The 17104-nt window shown below is 70.1% G+C and carries 19 protein-coding genes and 3 pseudogenes; 14 read left to right on the forward strand and 8 right to left on the reverse strand.

All coding sequences use genetic code 11. The annotated features are described in order from the left end of the window. Positions 1-14: 14 nt before the first annotated feature. From C6376_RS43150 to C6376_RS43165, 4 genes are all read left to right on the forward strand, one after another. Positions 15-806, forward strand: coding sequence for an N-acetyltransferase (locus tag C6376_RS43150; protein WP_107448617.1), 792 nt, complete (start codon positions 15-17; stop codon positions 804-806). Then, the gene (gene infA, locus C6376_RS43155; protein ID WP_107448618.1) at positions 803-1027 is read left to right on the forward strand and encodes a translation initiation factor IF-1; all 225 of its coding nucleotides are present in this window, start codon (positions 803-805) and stop codon (positions 1025-1027) included. The genes C6376_RS43150 and infA overlap by 4 nt, the downstream gene beginning before the upstream one ends. A gap of 302 nt (positions 1028-1329) precedes the next feature. Next, the gene (locus C6376_RS43160) at positions 1330-1824 is read left to right on the forward strand and encodes a hypothetical protein (protein WP_254076313.1); all 495 of its coding nucleotides are present in this window, start codon (positions 1330-1332) and stop codon (positions 1822-1824) included. 240 nt (positions 1825-2064) lie between these two features. Beyond that, the gene (locus C6376_RS43165; protein WP_107448619.1) at positions 2065-2976 is read left to right on the forward strand and encodes an SGNH/GDSL hydrolase family protein; all 912 of its coding nucleotides are present in this window, start codon (positions 2065-2067) and stop codon (positions 2974-2976) included. 155 nt (positions 2977-3131) lie between these two features. On the opposite strand, the gene C6376_RS43170 is transcribed toward C6376_RS43165, so the two are convergent. Continuing rightward, positions 3132-3449, reverse strand: a complete 318-nt coding sequence (locus C6376_RS43170; RefSeq protein ID WP_107448620.1) for a hypothetical protein — start codon at positions 3447-3449, stop codon at positions 3132-3134. A gap of 234 nt (positions 3450-3683) precedes the next feature. On the opposite strand from C6376_RS43170, the pseudogene C6376_RS46080 reads away from it, so the two are divergent. Beyond that, a pseudogene (locus C6376_RS46080) lies at positions 3684-3850 on the forward strand (FAD-dependent oxidoreductase); the annotation flags it as partial. A gap of 69 nt (positions 3851-3919) precedes the next feature. Here the strand turns inward: C6376_RS46080 and C6376_RS43180 are convergent. Together C6376_RS43180 and C6376_RS43185 are read right to left on the reverse strand one after the other, a co-directional pair. Then, the gene (locus C6376_RS43180) at positions 3920-4324 is read right to left on the reverse strand and encodes a hypothetical protein (RefSeq protein WP_107448621.1); all 405 of its coding nucleotides are present in this window, start codon (positions 4322-4324) and stop codon (positions 3920-3922) included. A gap of 119 nt (positions 4325-4443) precedes the next feature. Next, complete coding sequence (locus C6376_RS43185; protein ID WP_107448622.1) at positions 4444-5766, reverse strand: NlpC/P60 family protein; 1323 nt, start codon at positions 5764-5766, stop codon at positions 4444-4446. 622 nt (positions 5767-6388) lie between these two features. On the opposite strand from C6376_RS43185, the gene C6376_RS43190 reads away from it, so the two are divergent. Continuing rightward, positions 6389-6955: a GtrA family protein gene (locus C6376_RS43190; RefSeq protein WP_107448623.1), complete on the forward strand. Its 567-nt coding sequence runs from the start codon at positions 6389-6391 to the stop codon at positions 6953-6955. A gap of 72 nt (positions 6956-7027) precedes the next feature. Here C6376_RS43190 and C6376_RS46085 read toward each other — a convergent pair. Continuing rightward, positions 7028-7180 (reverse strand): annotated as a pseudogene (locus C6376_RS46085) (LysR family transcriptional regulator); the annotation flags it as partial. Between the two features lie 265 nt (positions 7181-7445). Here C6376_RS46085 and C6376_RS43195 point away from each other — a divergent pair. Further along, on the forward strand, positions 7446-7736 hold the full coding sequence (locus tag C6376_RS43195; protein ID WP_254076314.1) for a hypothetical protein: 291 nt from the start codon (positions 7446-7448) through the stop codon (positions 7734-7736). Positions 7737-8313: 577 nt separating this feature from the next. Here the strand turns inward: C6376_RS43195 and C6376_RS43210 are convergent. Continuing rightward, positions 8314-8532, reverse strand: a pseudogene (locus tag C6376_RS43210) (helix-turn-helix domain-containing protein); the annotation flags it as partial. Then, positions 8532-9017, reverse strand: a complete 486-nt coding sequence (locus tag C6376_RS43215; protein WP_107448627.1) for a DUF2975 domain-containing protein — start codon at positions 9015-9017, stop codon at positions 8532-8534. The pseudogene C6376_RS43210 and the gene C6376_RS43215, both read right to left, overlap by 1 nt. A gap of 321 nt (positions 9018-9338) precedes the next feature. Between C6376_RS43215 and C6376_RS43220 the strand changes: the two genes are divergently transcribed. From C6376_RS43220 to C6376_RS43240, 5 genes are all read left to right on the forward strand, one after another. Further along, positions 9339-10328 carry an aldo/keto reductase gene (locus C6376_RS43220; RefSeq protein WP_107448628.1) on the forward strand — a complete coding sequence of 330 codons (990 nt, stop codon included), beginning with the start codon at positions 9339-9341 and terminating at the stop codon, positions 10326-10328. Positions 10329-10996: 668 nt separating this feature from the next. After that, positions 10997-11515 (forward strand): toxin-antitoxin system HicB family antitoxin, encoded by a 519-nt coding sequence (locus C6376_RS43225; protein ID WP_107448629.1) that lies wholly within the window; start codon positions 10997-10999, stop codon positions 11513-11515. A 111-nt stretch (positions 11516-11626) separates the two neighbouring features. Next, positions 11627-12469, forward strand: coding sequence for a DUF4097 family beta strand repeat-containing protein (locus C6376_RS43230; protein WP_107448630.1), 843 nt, complete (start codon positions 11627-11629; stop codon positions 12467-12469). Positions 12470-12552: 83 nt separating this feature from the next. Continuing rightward, complete coding sequence (locus C6376_RS43235; RefSeq protein WP_107448631.1) at positions 12553-13539, forward strand: ATP-binding cassette domain-containing protein; 987 nt, start codon at positions 12553-12555, stop codon at positions 13537-13539. Then, positions 13536-14327: an ABC transporter permease gene (locus C6376_RS43240; RefSeq protein ID WP_107448632.1), complete on the forward strand. Its 792-nt coding sequence runs from the start codon at positions 13536-13538 to the stop codon at positions 14325-14327. The genes C6376_RS43235 and C6376_RS43240 overlap by 4 nt, the downstream gene beginning before the upstream one ends. A 194-nt stretch (positions 14328-14521) precedes the next feature. On the opposite strand, the gene C6376_RS43245 is transcribed toward C6376_RS43240, so the two are convergent. Beyond that, positions 14522-14959: a RidA family protein gene (locus C6376_RS43245; RefSeq protein WP_107448633.1), complete on the reverse strand. Its 438-nt coding sequence runs from the start codon at positions 14957-14959 to the stop codon at positions 14522-14524. A gap of 62 nt (positions 14960-15021) precedes the next feature. Here C6376_RS43245 and C6376_RS43250 point away from each other — a divergent pair, with 62 nt between their 5' ends. Further along, positions 15022-15990 (forward strand): YafY family protein, encoded by a 969-nt coding sequence (locus C6376_RS43250; protein WP_107448634.1) that lies wholly within the window; start codon positions 15022-15024, stop codon positions 15988-15990. A 135-nt stretch (positions 15991-16125) separates the two neighbouring features. Here C6376_RS43250 and C6376_RS43255 read toward each other — a convergent pair whose 3' ends face one another. Continuing rightward, on the reverse strand, positions 16126-16296 hold the full coding sequence (locus tag C6376_RS43255; protein WP_057577173.1) for a hypothetical protein: 171 nt from the start codon (positions 16294-16296) through the stop codon (positions 16126-16128). Positions 16297-16607: 311 nt separating this feature from the next. On the opposite strand from C6376_RS43255, the gene C6376_RS43260 reads away from it, so the two are divergent. Further along, positions 16608-17027, forward strand: coding sequence for a hypothetical protein (locus C6376_RS43260; protein ID WP_107448635.1), 420 nt, complete (start codon positions 16608-16610; stop codon positions 17025-17027). Positions 17028-17104 lie beyond the last annotated feature (77 nt).

A 17104-nucleotide genomic window follows, 5' to 3' on the forward strand; every position in this document is an offset into this window, starting at 1 on the left:
GGAGGGAGACTCCGATGAACACAAAGCCTTTCACGTCCGGCCTGGGCGAGAACGCTGTGACGATCACACGCGTCGCGGAACGGCAATGGCATGCCCTGGATGACGACCTGGTGGTCGGCCGCGGGCATGCCGGGCACAGGCCCGACGGACGCTTGTTCGTCAGCATCGACGCCTGGCACGGCGCCGTCTTCGACCGGCTCGCCGAGGCGATGGTGGCGGAGCTGCCGGCGCCGCTGTACACGGTGGTCGACGAGGCCGACGTCGAGCTGACGGCCGGCTGGCGGCGCGCCGGGTTCACCGTCCGCCGCCGCGAGTGGGAGTACGTCGTGCCGACCGACCCGCGGGTCACCGGGCTCGAGGCGGTCCTGCCGCCTCCGGGTGTGACGATCGTGCCCGCCGGACAGGCGGACGAGCGGCTGCTGCGGGAGGTGGACCGGACGATCCGCGACGAAGTCGAGGCGTCCGTCGGGTGGCAGTCCATGCCCGCGGAGGTCGTTCCGCGTATCGAGGGCGACACCGTCGGCGACCCGTCGAAGTACGCGGTGGCCGCGGCGCGGGACCGCTACCTGGGTCTGATCCGGGTGGTGACGGCGATCCGGCCACGTATCGGGCTGGTCGCGGTCCGGGCCGCCGAGCAACGCCGCGGCATCGCGCGGGCGCTGCTCGCCCACGCGCTGGGAACGCAAGCCCGCGCCGGTTTCGCTGCGGCCTGGACCGAGGTCCACGAGTCCAACCGGGCAGCCTCGGCGCTGTTCGAGGGCCTCGGCGGGCAACCGATGAGCAGCAACCTGGAGTTGGTGCGATGACCAAGAACAAGAACGTCATCGAAGTCGAGGGCAGGATCGTCGAGTGCCTTCGCAGCGCCATGTTCACCGTGGAGCTGGACAACGGCCACCAGGTGCTCGCGCACATCAGCGGGAAGATCCGCAAGAACTACATCAAGATCCTGCTCGAGGACAGGGTGCTGGTGGAGCTCCCGCCCTACGACCTGACACGCGGACGGATCGTGTTCCGGTACCGGAACTAGGGCGCGGCGGCTTCTGCGGGAGCTGACATCGGGGCCCCGGTCGCGGCGTTTTCGTGACCGGGGCCCCGACCAGGGGCGGCCGGCCACGAAGGTAGGGCGCGGTCGTCCTCACTCGAGCCCTGGCCGAACCTCGCGTCGCCGCACGCCTGCACCGGGCGGTCATTGCCGAGCCCGGGCCGATGGACGGTCCCACCGCGCGCGTCAGCGGGCACAGGGGCCGGCCAACCGCGCGTGGCCTCGCGCCGTCCGCGCCGGGACCGCGGTCGACGCGCATCCCGCGGTACGCCGTCGCCTTCGGTCTCATGCGACTCGGACTCCTCAGCCCCGGGACCGGGCTGATCGGGCAGGCCGAAGGCGACAACGCGTTCACCGCGGCGGACCTCGGCGGCGACACCGTATCCGCCTACTGCGCCCGCGACGCGCAGCGCATCCCCCAGGAGGACACCCCGCAGAACTTCTTCTTCAGTCCCGCCGCGAGCCTCCGTGTGCAAGAAACGATCAAGGACTCACCGTCCGTCGCCCCGGGACTGAGGCGGCCCCAGGTCCCCGCGATGCTGATGATCGCCGAATGCTCCTCCCAGATCCGCCAATGGGCCACCGCCGTCCTTCGCGAGGATCCCGCCATTCGGCGCACCCCGTTCATGCGTGGAGTCGGACACCGCATGTGGAACGGCCTGGACGACAACAACGACCGGGCTGCCGCCGTCATCACCGCGTTCCTCGAGGGCACGCCCTCGCCTCTGCCCGACCACCCGACGCGTGAGGAGATCCCCGTCTTCCTGCGCGATCGCGAGTGAAGACCCTGTCTGACCGCCGACCGACGGCTCGTCGGGGTTCGTGCGATCGGAAGCCGCGGATCCCCGTCCGTACCCCGCCGAGCACCGGGGTGCCGTTCGTCTCCGGCCGCCCGGTGGCTAAAGGTTCGCTCCTGCTTCTGGCCTCCATGGCCTACTCGGCGGTATACAAGCCTGGTCGAACGGAACGACGGCCGTCCGGACGGCGTCGCCGGTGGACGTGGGTGACCAGGGGGAGGCTCGATGCAGCACGACGTGCGTACGGGGAGAACGGCCCGTCGTGGCAGAAAGGGCGTCACCTTGCTTGCGGCGCTGGGCAGTTGTGTCCTGCTGGCCGCCTCCGCGGCACCTGCCGCGGCGCACGGCGGGGGATACGCGACGAGGTATGTCGCGCTCGGCGACTCCTACACCTCCGGCCCTCTCGTTCCCCGCCAGGTGGACGCCTACTGCGCCCGTTCCGATCACAACTACCCCTCCGTCGTGGCGGGTCGGCTGCGGGCGGCCGTCCTTGAGGACGTCAGCTGTAGCGGGGCCACGACCGAGAACATGTGGAAGCCGCAGGGAACCAAGAGCCCTCAGCTCGACGCGGTGGGCCGCAACAGCGACATCGTGTCGGTCCAGATCGGCGGCAACGACATCGGCTTCGGCTCCATCATCGGCACGTGCGCCCAGTTGGCCCCGCAGGACCCCACAGGCAACCCGTGCCAGCGCCACTACGGCGCCTCGGGCGTCGACGAACTCACCCTGGCGATCGCCAGGACCGGTCCGAAGGTCGCCCGGGTGTTGCGGGCCGTGCACGAAAGGGCGCCGCATGCCCGTGTCCTCGTCGTCGGCTACCCGGACCTGTTGCCCGACGACGGCAGCGGCTGCGCACCGTCGGTGCCGTTCGCGACGCGCGACTTCGCCTACCTGCGGGACACCGGCAAGCGCCTCAACCTGATGCTGCGTCTGGTGGCCCGCTGGGGCGGCGCGGAGTACGTGGACACCTACGGTCCGACCGTCGGCCACGACATGTGCAAGCCGACGGCCCAGCGGTGGATCGAACCGCTGCAGCCCGCCTCGCCCGCCGCACCCGCACACCCCAACGCCAAGGGCGAGGAGGCCATGGCGGGGGCGGTGCTCGAGCGCCTGTCGCACCGGCACGGCGGCCACTGACCGGGAGAGCGGTGCAGGACGGCCGGCAGGTCCCGGAGGACGCGCCCACGCCCGCCCTCCGGGACCTGCCGGCTGTGTCGTCCTCGGGAGTTCCGTACGGAAAAAGCACCGGCGCGTTCCCGGTCGCCCCGCCCCGCCTCGCCTCGCCTGAATGGCTACACCTCGGAGTCGATGCCCGTCACGACCGCCGGTCCCAGCGGCGCACTCGTCCCGTCGAGCCCCGCGTCGTGCAGGGCCGCGTCCGCGAGCCGGCGAGCGTCCTCCTCGGCGTGCGTGGCGCTGTCCGCCTCGACCGCCAGCCGGATGGTGAACGTGTCGTCCTCGTTCACGCTGAGAGGGTCGAGGTCCTGCGCCTCTCCCATCCGCGTGTGGTGCGGATCGGAGGGGCGCAGGGCCCGGCCCAGGCGCGTCCGTGCGTCGTCCCCGACGGTGGTGGTGAAGGTACCGGGCACGGTGATGACGTAGGTCGTCATGGTCTTCCCTTCCTTGCTTTTCCACCCGCCTACCCCGTGGCACCGCGGACACGATCTACGGACAGCCGTCGCTGCCCTGCTCTCGGCCCCTGCCCGCGGCCACCGGCGGGGTATCCATGATCTGTCCGCGCCCACCGGCAGAGGTACGCCGAGGGTGCGGCATACGTGCCGGTGCTGCTGCGCGCCCGTGAGCTGTGGGACCGGCCGGCCGCGGAGGGAGCCGCCTGCACCTGCTCACTGACCCCGGACGAACAATTCGTCCTGTCCACCACCGGCCCGTCCCCATGTCACCGTCGCCTGCGGCTTCTCGGGCCACGGCTTCAAATTCGTCCGGGGGGGTCGGGGAGGTCATCGCCGACCTCGCCATGACCGGCACGACGGCCCCTTTCGAACTTTTCGACGCCCGGCGCAGCCGTTCCGCATCCGACCGAGACATCCCTGGCCGGTGGTGCGGGTCAGCAGGCGTGCTCTCAGCAGTGCCGCAGCCCGTACCTGCTCGGGTCGGCGTCGAACCAACTGGGTGTGAACACCCAGTCGGCCGGCACGTAACCCTCGCTGCCCTCGCTGATCCAGTCGGGCACCGTGCGGTACCAGGTCGTGTTCCCGCCGCCGTGCAGTCCGCCCGTCGACCAGCAGGTGAAGTAGCTGAACGTCGACTTCAGCAAGCCGTTGAAGGGGCTTTCGTGGAACGGGTCGAGCCGGGTCGGTGCGTCACCGCGGTTCCCGCACCACAGCCGCCCGTCATGGGCCCGGACGCCGCACTCGGCCGCCGCCGACGACGGAGCCGCCTGCGCGGACGGGGCGGCCAGCGTTCCGGCCAGCACCGTGGCCAGGCCGACGGAGATCAAGGCTGCCCTGACGTGTGTGCCGAACATGGTTCTCCTCTGTTCTCGGTGATGGGCAGGCGTGACCGGCGGTAGTCGGGCAAGCCGTCGATCCCGCCCGCGATGGTGTCGACGCAGTGGTGGGCCGTCCCGTCACGAGGCGACGGAGTTCAGTACCAGCCCGTGCAGACGATGGAGCCGCCCTTGCCGTTGGTCCCACAGGCACGCATCACGACGCCGTTGTCGTTCCACTGGGTGGTGTACGCGTCGCCGCCCGAGGTGACGGTCGTGTAGCCGAGCATCGGGTCCCAGGTCTTCCCGCCGTCGTTGCTGCGGTCGACCCAGATCTCGTCACCGATCGTGCCGCCGACGATACGGCCCCAGGCACAGGCGGTCGTGCCGTTGTAGCGCAGCTCGACGGTGCGGCCGAACACGGTGGCGGACTTGGCCGTCCACGCACCGGCGGATTCGGGCGGGGTGCCGTCACCGCAGGAGGTGTTGGAGGAAGCCCCTTCCAAGGTGCCGCCGATCCTCGAGTACTCCCCGCACGACGGCACACCGGGTGTGACCGCCGGGCCCTGGATGAAGAGATTGCTGATCCAGCTGCGGTAGTCCGGCAGATAGGTCCAGACGTTGTTGACCATGCCGTCCACGGTGGCCCGTTCCCCGACGCGCTGGCACAGCGCCCGCACGGCGACGGAAATGCCGTTGTCGACGGTCCAGTTGATGTCGCCGCCGGTCGTGGAGTCGTTCCGCAGGTTCGGCTGGCCCCAGGTCTTCACCTGCTTGCCGAGACCGTCGTACTCCCACACCGGGAAGACGCCCGAGACCTCGGGCCGCAGCGAACCCCGGTAGCCGGCCCAGGGGATGTCGGAGACTCTGACGGTCTCGCCCGACTGGGGCGATTCGAGCCTCTTGCCGTTGCCGAGGTACAGGGCGACGTGCGAGAGGTCCTCGCCGAAGTACATGATGTCACCGGGCAGCAGCGGAGCCTCACCCTGCGCCTTGGTGAACCTGGTGTGCGCGTAGCCCGGGTTCTGCCAGGTGGACTGTGTGGTGCGCTCGCTGATGATGTCCTGACGGGTGGCTTTGTACCAGGCCCAGCGCACGAGGCCGATGCAGTCGAAGCTCCAGTAGGTCGGATCGTTGACGGAGTCCGGGTCGGTCTCGTCCAGCATGCCCTGGCTGGGGCCGGGCAGGCCCCCGGCGTGGCCGCCGCCCCAGGCGTACATCCAACCGACGTAGCGGCAGGCGACTTTGACGGCGTCCTCGGCGGCGATGCTCGCTCCCGCCTTCAGCGGCGCACAGGTGTCGGCGGCCGGTGCGGCCGGTGCGGCCGGTGCGGAAGGTGCCGCGGTCGCCGTCGCCGCGGTCGGCAGGGCCAGGCAGGCCACGGCGACGGCGGCGGCGAGCAGCAGCCGCAGCAGTCGAAAGCGGCCGTGCGGTGTTCCGTCGCGGTGGCGGTCGCGTTGTCTCTGCCTCTGTCTTCTCATGTCGTTCCCCGTTTTCTACGGCCGTGGTCGGCGTCGCACGACCGGTCGGCCGGTCGTGCGCTTGGCGGCATGGGTGGAGCGGTCACGGCGGTCTGTCGGTGCCGTGAGGGGTGCCCCACAGCAGCTTGTCGGCGGCGCGACCGTCCTGTCGACGCAGAGCCGTTGCCCGGCCGAACGGGCAACGGGAAACGCTCGGGAAACCCCCTGTGAGCAGTGCCATCGGCCGGCACCAGTCGGTTGAGGGGCACGCGCCGTCCCTCCCTGGCGACAGATTCGATCCGGGGGTGATCGCTCCGCGCAAGCGCGCCTGTGGCGAAACGCGAGTGGGTTCGGCTTGGGTGGGGCCGACGACGGCCCTGCCTCCCTGCCGCTGCCGAACTCCCCGCTGTAGCGTTCACCTGTTCTCGTTGCAACGAACGGTAGGTGGGGTTGCGTTAGTTCGGCATCATTGCAACATTTTCATCACGTTCACCTGCACATATTGCTCTCCCTTGCGATAAATCAGTTGCCGGAATGATGAATGCAACGTAGCGTTTCCGGTATGAGGAAAGAGGGGGCAGGGGCTTTGAGGGCCGGGAAGCGCGCGTTACGCAACGGTGATCGGACGACGGGGTCGGGGAGCGTGGAAACAGTGCAGAGCGGGCAGCGGACGGCGTCCGGCGCCTTCGCCTCTTTCACCCGCTTCGTGCTCTGCGGCGGGGGAGTGGGGGTCGCCTCGAGCTTCGCAGTGGCGGCGCTCGCCTCCTGGACGCCCTGGGCCCTGGCCAACGCCCTGACCACCGCGGTCTCCACGCTCCTGGCCACCGAGTTGCACGCCCGCTTCACCTTCGGCGTGGGCGGACACGCTACAGGGCGGCAGCATGCGCAGTCGGCCGGGTCCGCGGCGGCCGCCTACGCGATGACCTGTGTGGCGATGGTCGTTCTGCGGCAGCTGGTGGAGACACCCGGTGCGGTGCTCGAACAGGTCGTGTACCTGTCCGCCACGGGTCTTGCCGGTGTCGCGCGGTTCGCGGTGCTCCGCCTCGTGGTCTTCGCCCGCAACCGTTCGGAGGTCGCGGCCGCCGCGAGCGACGGCTGGCGGGGCGCCGACGTCGACGCCGATGCCGTCGGCGGGGCCCGTCCCGTGCGCCCGGCAGCGAACCACGGCGCGGCCCCGACCGACCTGGCGACGCTCTGCCGAGCAGCCTGACCGTTCAGCCGCCGAGCATGCGTCCACACGTGGCGTCCGTTTCGGTCGTCCGGCGCCCGGCCCCGGACGGACGGAGGCGAAGGCCGTGGTGAGCCGGTCGGACAAGGACGCCGAAGAGGGGTGGGGATCCTGACGCGGTGCGAGCGTGCAGACACCGCGGGTCGGGGGATCGACGAGTGTCACCGATGTGACGTCGGGCCGCAGCGCGGCCGTCAGCATCCCGGGGCGGCGCGATGGCGTGACCGGTGACGCGTGAGGCGTACGACTCCTGAGGTTGGGGCGGTGGCGCTCCGCCTGGGTGTGGGTGGCGCTGGAGCCGGTCGGCCCTCCCGGTCGGGTCGATCGCGCCGATGTCATCGGCACCGCTTCCAGGACCGGCAGGGTGGGCGGCAAGGACCGGTCCCGCCGCCCGAAGTGCAGCAATTCCCCTGACGGCGCACGTGTGCAGGCGAGTTCAGGGAAACGCGGTCCACCGCTTATGATCTTGATCATGTCTGTGCAGAACTCCGACAGGACCCTTTCCCGCAAGCAGAGGCTGCAGGAGAAGCAACGCCGCCAGCTCGCGGTGGTGGACACCGTGGACAAGGCCGAGGCCAAGGCCCGCAAGGCTGAGATCGAACTGGCCGTGGCCGTCACCGAGGCGGTGCAGGTGTTCGGGGACGAGCACGCCGCGTCGGAAGGACTGGACATGCCCGTGGAAGCGATTCGGCGCTTCCTGGGGATGGCGCGGGACGAAGTGGCCGGTGCCGACGACATCCCCGAGGCCGTCGACGTCTCCTGAGGCGCAACTCGCGTCACCGCCCTCGCCTCTGAGGGCACAGGCCGACTGCTCCGACCCGGCACGGAAAGACCGCGACCTCCTGCGAAGCGGCGGTCTCTCCCACGTTGGTCTCTTCTTCCTGGTCCCGGACCTGCGGCCACCGCAGCGCCTCGCTCCAGAAAGCGTCGACCTCCTGTCCCGGCCGAGGGCTCCGGACCAGAACCGCGTCGGCGCCGACGGCCGGGTGGCCGAGACGGTGCGGCACGGCGACGACGTCCTCTGTCCGATACGCGTCGCAAGCCGCTCCAGCCCGTTCCGGGAGCCGGAGAGCGCAATGCCCGCCGCCATTCGGCCGACGGCCCCCGCCTCGTTCGACCTTGCGGTAGGCCGGCCGCGAGGCGGGGACCGACGCTCCGCCCGGCCGGAGGGTGGCGTCAGCGGGTGTGGGTGGTCCGGTGCTCGGTGAGCGCGGCGCAGTTGGAGCCGGTCACCTGGACGTAGGTGTTGTCGATGCCGCCGTCCCGGTCGACACCCCGTGAGCATCCGTCACGGCAGCCCCGGACGCGTCATCGGTCTGCGCCAAACGTCCGCGTCCTCCGTCTGCGGTGGCGTCCTCTGTCTCCCAGCGCAGCAGGTCGCCCGGCTGGCACTCGAGCACTTCGCAGAGCGCGGCGAGCGTTGCGAAGCGCACCGCCCGTGCGCGGCCGTTCTTGAGTACCGCGAGGTTGGCGGGCGTGATCCCGATGCGGTCCGCCAGCTCGCCCACGGACATCTTCCGCCTGGCCAGCATCACGTCGATGTCGACGGCGATCGGCATCAGATCACCTCGTCCAACTCGGCCTGCATCCGCACCGCTTCGACATCGCGCGCGACGGCCTGGACGAGCAGCATCCGCAGGACGAGCACGATGAGCGCGATCCCGAGGATGGCCACGCCGACCCCGCCCATGATGACGGTGACGCCAGGGTCGTCACGCTGGCCGGGCGCATTCACGGCCGTCACCGCGAACCACACGAGGGCGGCCGCCACGATCGCGCCGATCACTCCGTCCACGTACCGGAAGGCGGAGTGGGAGAACACGGTTCCGCGGCGCACCATCGTCACCAGCCGCCATACGCAGACCAGGGCGACCTGGACCGACGCCATGCCCACAATCGTGAGCACGCGCAGCGGGGTCAGCGGGAGGGATCCGTCCTCCGGGTCGGTGGCCAGTGCCCACACCATTGACGCCTGGACGAACACGGTGCCGGTGAGCACCACCACGAGCACGGCGCGCAGCGCACGCACTGTCAGTTTCCCCACGTCCCGTCCTTCCATCGACTTACGATGGAAACCTATCGAGATTCGATAGGTTGAGCAAGTGTTGTGGGAAAGGTTTCGCGTTGTTTGGCGTCGTGGTGGGACGTCGCGGGGCCCGGGCGGGACGCCGGGGCGACGACTTGCGTTGGAGTGCGCTCCAGGGCGTAGCGTCGCGGACACCGCGGCGCACGAAACCCATGCGGCCCAGGCCTCTCACGGGATGCCGAGCGGTGGAATCCGTCGCTAGATGGATGAGGGCGTGGGCCTCGTGGCGTCCGAACGACGAACGACGAACGAGTATGCAGGGAAAGGCTGGGATACGGCATGCGGAAGCGCAGTCTGCGGGACCTCCAGGTATCGGCCGTCGGCCTGGGGTGCATGGGCATGTCCGCCTTCTATGGATCCACCGATCGGGCCGAGGGGATCGCGACCATCCGGCGCGGCCTGGAAATCGGCGTGAACTTCCTCGACACCGCGCAGATGTACGGGCCGCTCACCAACGAGTCACTTGTCGGCGAGGCGGTCCGAGGGCATCGCGACGAGTACGTGATCGCGACGAAATTCAACTACCGGATGGACAACGCGGTACCCGGCGACATCAGCACGGTCGGCCCGCAGGACGGTTCGGCCGAGCACGTCCGCAGTTCGGTCCACGGTTCCCTGGAGCGACTGGGCACCGACCACATCGACCTCTACTACCAGCACCGGGTCGACCCGAACGTCCCCATCGAGGAGACGGTCGGCGCGCTGGCCGAACTGGTCGCCGAGGGCAAGGTGCGCCACATCGGCCTGAGTGAGGCGAGCGCGGAGACCATTCGGCGGGCCCACGCCGTGCACCCCGTCACCGCGGTGCAGAGCGAGTACTCGCTGTGGTCACGGGACGTGGAGGCCGAGGTGCTGCCCGCCTGCCGCGAGTTGGGCATCGGCTTCGTTCCGTACTCGCCGCTCGGCCGTGGATTCCTCGCCGGGCGGTTCGCCTCACTGGACGAGCTGGACGCGAACGACTGGCGCCGCGAGAATCCGCGCTTCCAGGAGGCCAACCTGAAGGCGAACCTGCGGCTTGCGGAGAAGGTCAAGGAGATCGCCGCCGAGAAGGAGGTGACTCCGGCCCAGCTGGCCATCGCCTGGGTGCTGGCGCAGGGCGAGGACCTGGTGCCTATTCCGGGCACCAAGCGCCGCACCTACCTGGAACAGAACGCCGCCGCGACGGCCATCGCGCTGAGTGAGGAGGACCTGGCCCGCATCGACGCGGAGCTGCCCGAGGCCGCGGGTCAGCGGTACGACGAGGCGGGGATGCGAAGCGTCAATCGCTAGTGCTGCTGCCGGACAAGTGCACCACGGGACCTTGACCGGTCCCGTGGTGTCTGGTGTCGCCAGGCTCAGCGGGTGTGGACGCGGGGGCGGCGGGTGCGGTCCGGCTCGGCCTCGCGCAGGTCCTCCCGGGTGAGCGGGGCCACCTCGCCCTGGCCGAGGGGAGGGGCTGCGGGACGCTGGCGAACGGGCCGCCCTCGGTGACGGGCCTGGTCCCACACCTCTCCCTCGAGTGGCACCCCGTCGGCCGGCCTTGCCCGGGCGCGTAGCCGTCGGCGGAGGTGCCCGTTCACACCGCGGCCGGCATGGTCACGGCGATCACCGCCGAGCTGATGAGCACCAGTAACCCGCCCTGTGACGCCGACGCGCGCCCTGTCGTGCCGGGCGCGCGGTGCCGCGCCGGGGAGTGTCGGCGGCGCCCGGTGCGCTGTCACGGCTGCCGACTGCCCCTACCGCGTCGCAGTGGACTGGCTTGACGTCATCTGGTGCCACTCTGTGCCATTCGGAGCCACTCCGTGGCCTCCGGGAGGCGTTGGCGTGCATGGCGTCACCGTGGCCCATGGGTGGCGTCCCCAGATCTTCGCAGGTCAAAGCGCTCACGTTGAGCGTCACACATGGAAGTGTCACATGGCGCCTTGCGTGTGGCGCCATAGTGGTGTCATCATGGCGTCATGGATCTCACCCCGTACGTCGACTCCCTCCGCCGTGAACTCGCGGTGGCCGCCGAAGCCGGCGGCGACGAAGCCCGCGAACTGGCCGAGAGGCTCACCGCGCCCCTGGAGTCCGCGACCCGGCTGACGATGCTCCACGTGCTCTCCGCGGCGATGGACGAGATCACCCGCGACCTCGCCCCGGGGTCGGTCGACGTACGGCTGCGCGGGCTCGACCCCGACTTCGTGGTGACGCCACCGCCCACCTACGGCGACGCCACCGCGGAGTCGGCCATGCCGGCCGAGCCGCTCGGCGCTCCGGTACCGGCCGACCCCGACGAGGGGGGCACGGCCCGCGTCAACCTCCGCCTGCCGACCCACCTCAAGGCCCGCGCCGAAGAGGCCGCCGCCCGCGACGGCCTGTCGGTCAACGCTTGGCTGGTGCGCACCGTGTCGGCCGCGCTCGACGGCGCCACCCGGTCGCGTACGCCGGAGAAGACCCAGACCGTCGGGCAGAGCTTCACGGGCTGGGTGCGCTGACCGCGTCCCCGCCCCTACCACTTCGGCCGCACCGCGCCAACCCGCACCACTTCACCTGCGCCCCGTTCCACCAGCGGGGACAGTCCGAGAACCCAAGAGGACGGGACAGCCATGCCTTCTTACGACACTCCCGAACCGATTTCGGTCACCGCCTACGTGTACGCCGGTTCGATCCAGTTCACCGCGGGCGACCGCCTCGACACGGTCGTCGAGGTGCGGCCCCGTGACCCGAAGAAGGACCTGGACGTCCGCACGGCCGATCAGACCGAGGTCGGCTGCGCGAGCGGCACCCTGACCGTCACCACGCCCAAGGCCAATCTGCTCGGACGCGGCGGCACCGTCGACGTGACGGTGGAACTGCCCGCAGGCTCGAACGTCGACGTGACCGGCGCCGGGGTCAGGGTGATCGGCGAGGGCCGGCTCGGCGAGGTGCGCGTGAAGACCTCGGCCGGCGACGTCCGCCTCGACACCACCGGCCCGCTGCTGCTGAAGGCGTCGCACGGTTCGACCATCGTCGACCGGGTCGAAGGCAGGGCCGACATCACCAGCAGCACCGGCGACGTACGCGTCGGCCTCGTCGACGGCCCGGCCGTCCTGAAGAACTCGCACGGCGCCATGACCGTCGGCGCAGTGACCGGCGAGCTACAGGTGAACGGTGCCAGCGGTGCCATCGACATCAGGCGCGCTGAGGCTTCGGTCACCGGCACCACCACCAACGGACTCCTGCGTGTCGCTGAAGTCAGCCGCGGCAGCGTCCGGTTGGAGACCTCCAACGGCTCGATCGAGGTCGGCATCCGCGACGGGGCCGCCGCCTGGCTCGACGTCAGCTCGAACCGCGGGCAGGTGCGCAACGCGCTCGCCGCGTCCGAGCCCCCGGAGCGGGCCTCGGACACCGTCAAGGTCCACGCACGGACCAACTGGGGCAACATCGACGTCCTCCGCGCCAAGGCCTGAAGCCTCCCGGCCCCTACCGGCTCCACCGCCGACTCTCCGACCACTCAGCCTTCGTACGGGAGGGCCACATGCCTTCATCTGTCATGCCCACATCCAATCGGAGTGACGGTCACACGCCGTCGCCCGCCATCTCCATCGTCGGGTTGCGCAAGTCCTACGGCGACAAGACCGTCCTCGACGGAATCGACCTGCACATCCCGGCCGGGTCGGTGTTCGCGCTGCTCGGGCCGAACGGCGCCGGCAAGACCACCGTCGTCAAGATCCTCTCCACTCTCATCACCGCCGACGGTGGGCGCGCCCAGGTCGCCGGCCACGACGTCGCCGGGGCGCCGGACGGGGTCCGCGCGGCGATCGGCGTCACCGGACAGTTCTCCGCAGTCGACGGCCTGATCACCGGCGAGGAGAACATGCTCCTCATGGCCGACCTGCACCACCTGTCCAAGCGCGAGGGCCGGCGCGTCGCCGCCGAACTGCTCGAGCGCTTCGACCTGGCCGGGGCGGCGAAGAAGCCAGCCTCCACCTACTCGGGCGGCATGAAACGCCGGCTCGACATCGCCATGACCTTGGTCGGCGGACCGCGGATCATCTTCCTCGACGAACCGACCACCGGCCTCGACCCGCGCTCCCGCCACACGATGTGGCAGATCATCCGAGAACTGGTCTCCGGCGGCGTCACCGTCTTCCTCACCACCCAGTACCTGGAGGAGGCCGACGAACTCGCGGACCGCATCGCGGTGTTGCACGACGGAAGGATCGCCGCCGAAGGCACCGCCGACGAGTTGAAGCGCCTGATCCCCGGCGGTCACGTCCGGCTCCGCTTCGTCGAACCGGCCGCCTACCGGTCCGCCGCCTCCGCACTGTCCGACGTCACGCGGGACGACGAGACACTGACACTGCGGATCCCCGGCGACGGCAGCCAGCGCGCACTGCGTTCCCTTCTCGACCGGTTGGACTCGGCCGGCGTCGAGGCGGACGAGCTGACCGTGCACACGCCCGACCTGGACGACGTGTTCTTCGCCCTCACCGGCCCCGCCGGCATCCCCGACCAGCCCAAGGAGACCGTCCGATGAGCGCCCTCTCCCTCGCCGTCCGAGACTCGAACACGATGCTGCGCCGCAATCTGCTGCACGCGTGGCGGTACCCGTCCGCAACGCTGAACCTGTTGCTCACGCCGATCATGATGTTGCTGCTCTTCGTCTACATCTTCGGCGACGTGATGAGCGCGGGCATCGGCGGAGGCGGTGCCGACCGCTCCGAGTACATCGCCTACATCGTCCCGGGCATTCTGATGATGACCATTGGCAGCACCGTGATCGGGACCGCCGTGCACATCTCGATGGACATGGCCGAGGGCCTCATCGCCCGCTTCCGTACCATGTCCGTCTACCGCGGCTCCGTGATCGTCGGGCACGTCGTCGGCAGTGTGCTGCAGTGCCTCGCCAGCGTGGTCCTCGTCGGAGCCGTCGGCGTGGCGATCGGCTTCCGGTCCACGGACGCCAGCGTCCTCGAGTGGCTGGCGGCGTTCGGGCTGATCGCGATGTTCGCCCTGGCGCTCACCTGGATCGCGGTCGGGCTGGGCATGGCCAGCCCGAACCCCGAGGCCGCCAGCAACAGTGCGATGCCGCTGATTCTCCTGCCGCTCATCTCCAGCGCCTTCATCCCGGCGGACACGATGCCCGGCTGGTTCCGGCCGATCGCCGAGTACCAGCCGTTCACCCCGGCCATCGAAACCCTGCGCGGCCTGCTGCTCGGAACCGAGATCGGCAACAACGGGTGGATCGCGACCGCCTGGTGCGTCGGCCTGACCGTGCTCGGCTACCGCTGGTCGACGGCCCAGTTCAACCGCGATCCGAAGTAGCACCCGAGGGCCCGGGCCGTCGCTCGCGGCGCGGCCCACCCTGGCGGCGTACTCCGACACCCCGCCGGAGTACGCCGCCAGGGCCACGTCACCCCGTCGCGTCGCGGGGTGGCACGGCAGAACACGGCGGCCGCTCCCCGGTCCGCCGACGCGTCCTGCGAGACGGTCCACCGTCGCGGCGGACGCCTGTGGGTTCAGCGGCGGGCGGCCAGGGCTTCGACTTCGAACAGGACGTCGGGCGTGGCCAGACTCGCGACACCGACGAGGGTCTGCGTGGGCGGGTTCGCACCCCAGCCCGCCCGTACGGCCGCGGCGATCGGCCCCAGCTTGCCGACGTCGTGGTTCACCACGTACGTCCTGAGCTGGACGACGTGGCTGAGGTCGAGCCCATGGGCGGCGAGGGCCACGCCGATGTTGTGGAAGGTCCGCTGTACCTGCTCGGCGAAGTCGGCCGAGACGACCGCGCCGTCCGGACCCGACCCGTACTGACCGGAGATCAGCACCAGTTCGGTCTCGGCGGGCACGGTGACGGTGTGGCTGTACCCCATCGGGATCGGGTCGTGCAGACCTTCCGGATTGAGCAGGGCGGGGGCTGTGCTGGTCGCCTCTCGGGGGCGATGGATCCGTGTCATGCGGGTAAGCCTCGCAACGAATACATGACATCAAGTGTCATGTATTCCGATAGGGTTTTCGTATGCGCGCCGACCGGTTGGTTTCACTGGTGCTGCTCCTACGGCAGAACGGCCGGCTGTCCGCGACCGCGCTGGCCCGCGAGCTGGAGGTGTCCACCCGCACCGTGCTGCGCGACATCGAGGCCCTGTCCGCAGCCGGCGTTCCGGTCTACGCCGAGCGGGGTCGGCACGGCGGGTTCGCCTTGTTGCCCGGCTTTCAGACCGAGCTCACCGGACTGAACCATGACGAGGCCCTTGCCCTGCTGGTCGCCGGGTCACGCCCCGGCGCGCAGGCGTTCGGGCTCGGCTCGGCGCTCGCTTCGGCCATGCGCAAGGTGGTCGACGCGCTGCCCGAAAGTCATCGCGCCGTCGCGGCCGGGGCGGTTCAGCGCGTGCTCATCGATCCGGAGACCGACCTCCTCGCGCGCCGGCTGGCCGCCGAGGAGGTGCCCGACACCGTGGTCACCGAGGTCCGGCGCGCGGTGTTCGCCGGACACAAGCTGCGCATCCACTACGCGGCCGTCGGCCAGAACCCTAAGTGGCGCACGGTGGACCCGATCGGACTGGTCACCGTGCGCGACCAGGGTTACCTGCTGGCCACCCGGTCCGGTAAGGAGCGCACCTACCGGCTGTCCCGCGTCCTGGCCGCGGAGGAACTCGCCGAACCGGCGCAACGGTCCGACCGGGTTGATCTGGACCGCGTCTGGCAGGAACGCAGCACACGGTTCCGCACCGGCGGCGACCAGGTCACCGTGCTGGTACGGGTGAGCCCGACGCGGAGGGAGGATCTGGTGCGCACCGCGCTGGCTGTCGTCACCGAAGTGACGGACGCGGACGGCTGGTTGCGGCTGGAGGCGACCTTCCAGGACTCCAGGCACGCCGAATGGGCGCTGTGGCAGCTCGCCATGGACGCCGAGGCTCTGGCCCCGCACTGGCTGCGCGACTCCCTGCGTGAGCGAGCTTCCGAGATCGCCGGCCGTTACACGTCGTGACCCGGTGCGTTGTCGCCTGGTGCGGGCTGCCGGCCGACTTCAGGAGGTCTCCCGGCAGAAGATCCTCGAGGCGACGGGACCATGAGTGTGGGCCCCGGGAGTCTTCCCGGGGCCCACGGAGCGGCTGCTGACTGGTTACCAGCGATACCAGCGGCCCTTGCGGCCGCCGGTGTCCGCGCTGCGCATGACGAAGCCCAGCAGCCAGACGGCCAGAACGATGACGGCGATCCACCACAGTGCCTTCAGTGCGAATCCCGCGCCGAAGAGAACCAGGGCCAGCAGAAGAACGAGAAGCAGGGGAACCATAGTTATCAACCTCCGCTGCTCCTTGTGCCCGGTGAATCGAAGAACACGCGGTGGATTCACCTGGTTTCTTCACTACTATTGCGGGTACTGGTCCGTTTTTCTCCACCGAATGGGTCGGGTAGGTCGCGGCAGCCGGGTCGGGGCAGGCAGGTTGGGGTTTCGCGGTCGGCGCGCGTACCGGGCGAGGGCGTCACCGGGGCGCGTACGGACTCCGGCCGGTCCCTGGGGGAGCGGGCGGTTGTGGGAGCGGGCCGTGGGAGGAAGGAAAATGAACGCGCGCCTCCACCGAGGAGCCTGGCATCCTGGGGCTCGTGCCAGCCCGTAACCGCAGACTGCCGCGCGATCTGTCGTGGCCGCTCACCACGTCCGACATCCGCGCCGCTCTCGGCGAGCAGGGTGCCGACGTCGCCGATGTGCGTTTCGTCGACCAGCCTCGCAGCGACGGAACCCTTCTGGAGGTCGAGTGGATCCCACCGATCTCCTCGAACTACGGCAGCGGTATCCACCCCTCTCTGTGGTGCAGCGTCAGCATCCGTGTCGCGCCACTGCCGTCCACCGGACGGGCCGCGGCACGAGGCATTCTGCGGGAACACGCACTGCCCGAACTCGCCGCGTGGATCAGCGCCGCGCGCCGCGCACCGGAGGCCTGGACCCTGACGCGACGCAGCCGATCCTGGCGAACGGCCGGGAGCACCGCAATCTGCACGGACGACCGGCAACCCTACCGTTGACGACCCGTCAGGCGGGCAACTCCCGCTTACCATGTGACGGTTCACTGCGGGGCGTGAATGGATACCTCCCCCGTCGA

The sequence above is a fragment of the Streptomyces sp. P3 genome, assembly GCF_003032475.1.
Lineage (GTDB): Bacteria > Actinomycetota > Actinomycetes > Streptomycetales > Streptomycetaceae > Streptomyces.

Coding starts and splice junctions, on each gene's coding strand:
- C6376_RS43150 (WP_107448617.1), top strand. CDS start 15: ATGAACACAAAGCCTTTCACGTCCGGCCTGGGCGAGAACGCTGTGACG.
- infA (WP_107448618.1), top strand. CDS start 803: ATGACCAAGAACAAGAACGTCATCGAAGTCGAGGGCAGGATCGTCGAG.
- C6376_RS43160 (WP_254076313.1), top strand. CDS start 1,330: ATGCGACTCGGACTCCTCAGCCCCGGGACCGGGCTGATCGGGCAGGCC.
- C6376_RS43165 (WP_107448619.1), top strand. CDS start 2,065: ATGCAGCACGACGTGCGTACGGGGAGAACGGCCCGTCGTGGCAGAAAG.
- C6376_RS43170 (WP_107448620.1), bottom strand. CDS start 3,449: ATGACGACCTACGTCATCACCGTGCCCGGTACCTTCACCACCACCGTC.
- C6376_RS43180 (WP_107448621.1), bottom strand. CDS start 4,324: ATGTTCGGCACACACGTCAGGGCAGCCTTGATCTCCGTCGGCCTGGCC.
- C6376_RS43185 (WP_107448622.1), bottom strand. CDS start 5,766: ATGAGAAGACAGAGGCAGAGACAACGCGACCGCCACCGCGACGGAACA.
- C6376_RS43195 (WP_254076314.1), top strand. CDS start 7,446: ATGTCTGTGCAGAACTCCGACAGGACCCTTTCCCGCAAGCAGAGGCTG.
- C6376_RS43220 (WP_107448628.1), top strand. CDS start 9,339: ATGCGGAAGCGCAGTCTGCGGGACCTCCAGGTATCGGCCGTCGGCCTG.
- C6376_RS43225 (WP_107448629.1), top strand. CDS start 10,997: ATGGATCTCACCCCGTACGTCGACTCCCTCCGCCGTGAACTCGCGGTG.
- C6376_RS43230 (WP_107448630.1), top strand. CDS start 11,627: ATGCCTTCTTACGACACTCCCGAACCGATTTCGGTCACCGCCTACGTG.
- C6376_RS43235 (WP_107448631.1), top strand. CDS start 12,553: ATGCCCACATCCAATCGGAGTGACGGTCACACGCCGTCGCCCGCCATC.
- C6376_RS43240 (WP_107448632.1), top strand. CDS start 13,536: ATGAGCGCCCTCTCCCTCGCCGTCCGAGACTCGAACACGATGCTGCGC.
- C6376_RS43245 (WP_107448633.1), bottom strand. CDS start 14,959: ATGACACGGATCCATCGCCCCCGAGAGGCGACCAGCACAGCCCCCGCC.
- C6376_RS43250 (WP_107448634.1), top strand. CDS start 15,022: ATGCGCGCCGACCGGTTGGTTTCACTGGTGCTGCTCCTACGGCAGAAC.
- C6376_RS43255 (WP_057577173.1), bottom strand. CDS start 16,296: ATGGTTCCCCTGCTTCTCGTTCTTCTGCTGGCCCTGGTTCTCTTCGGC.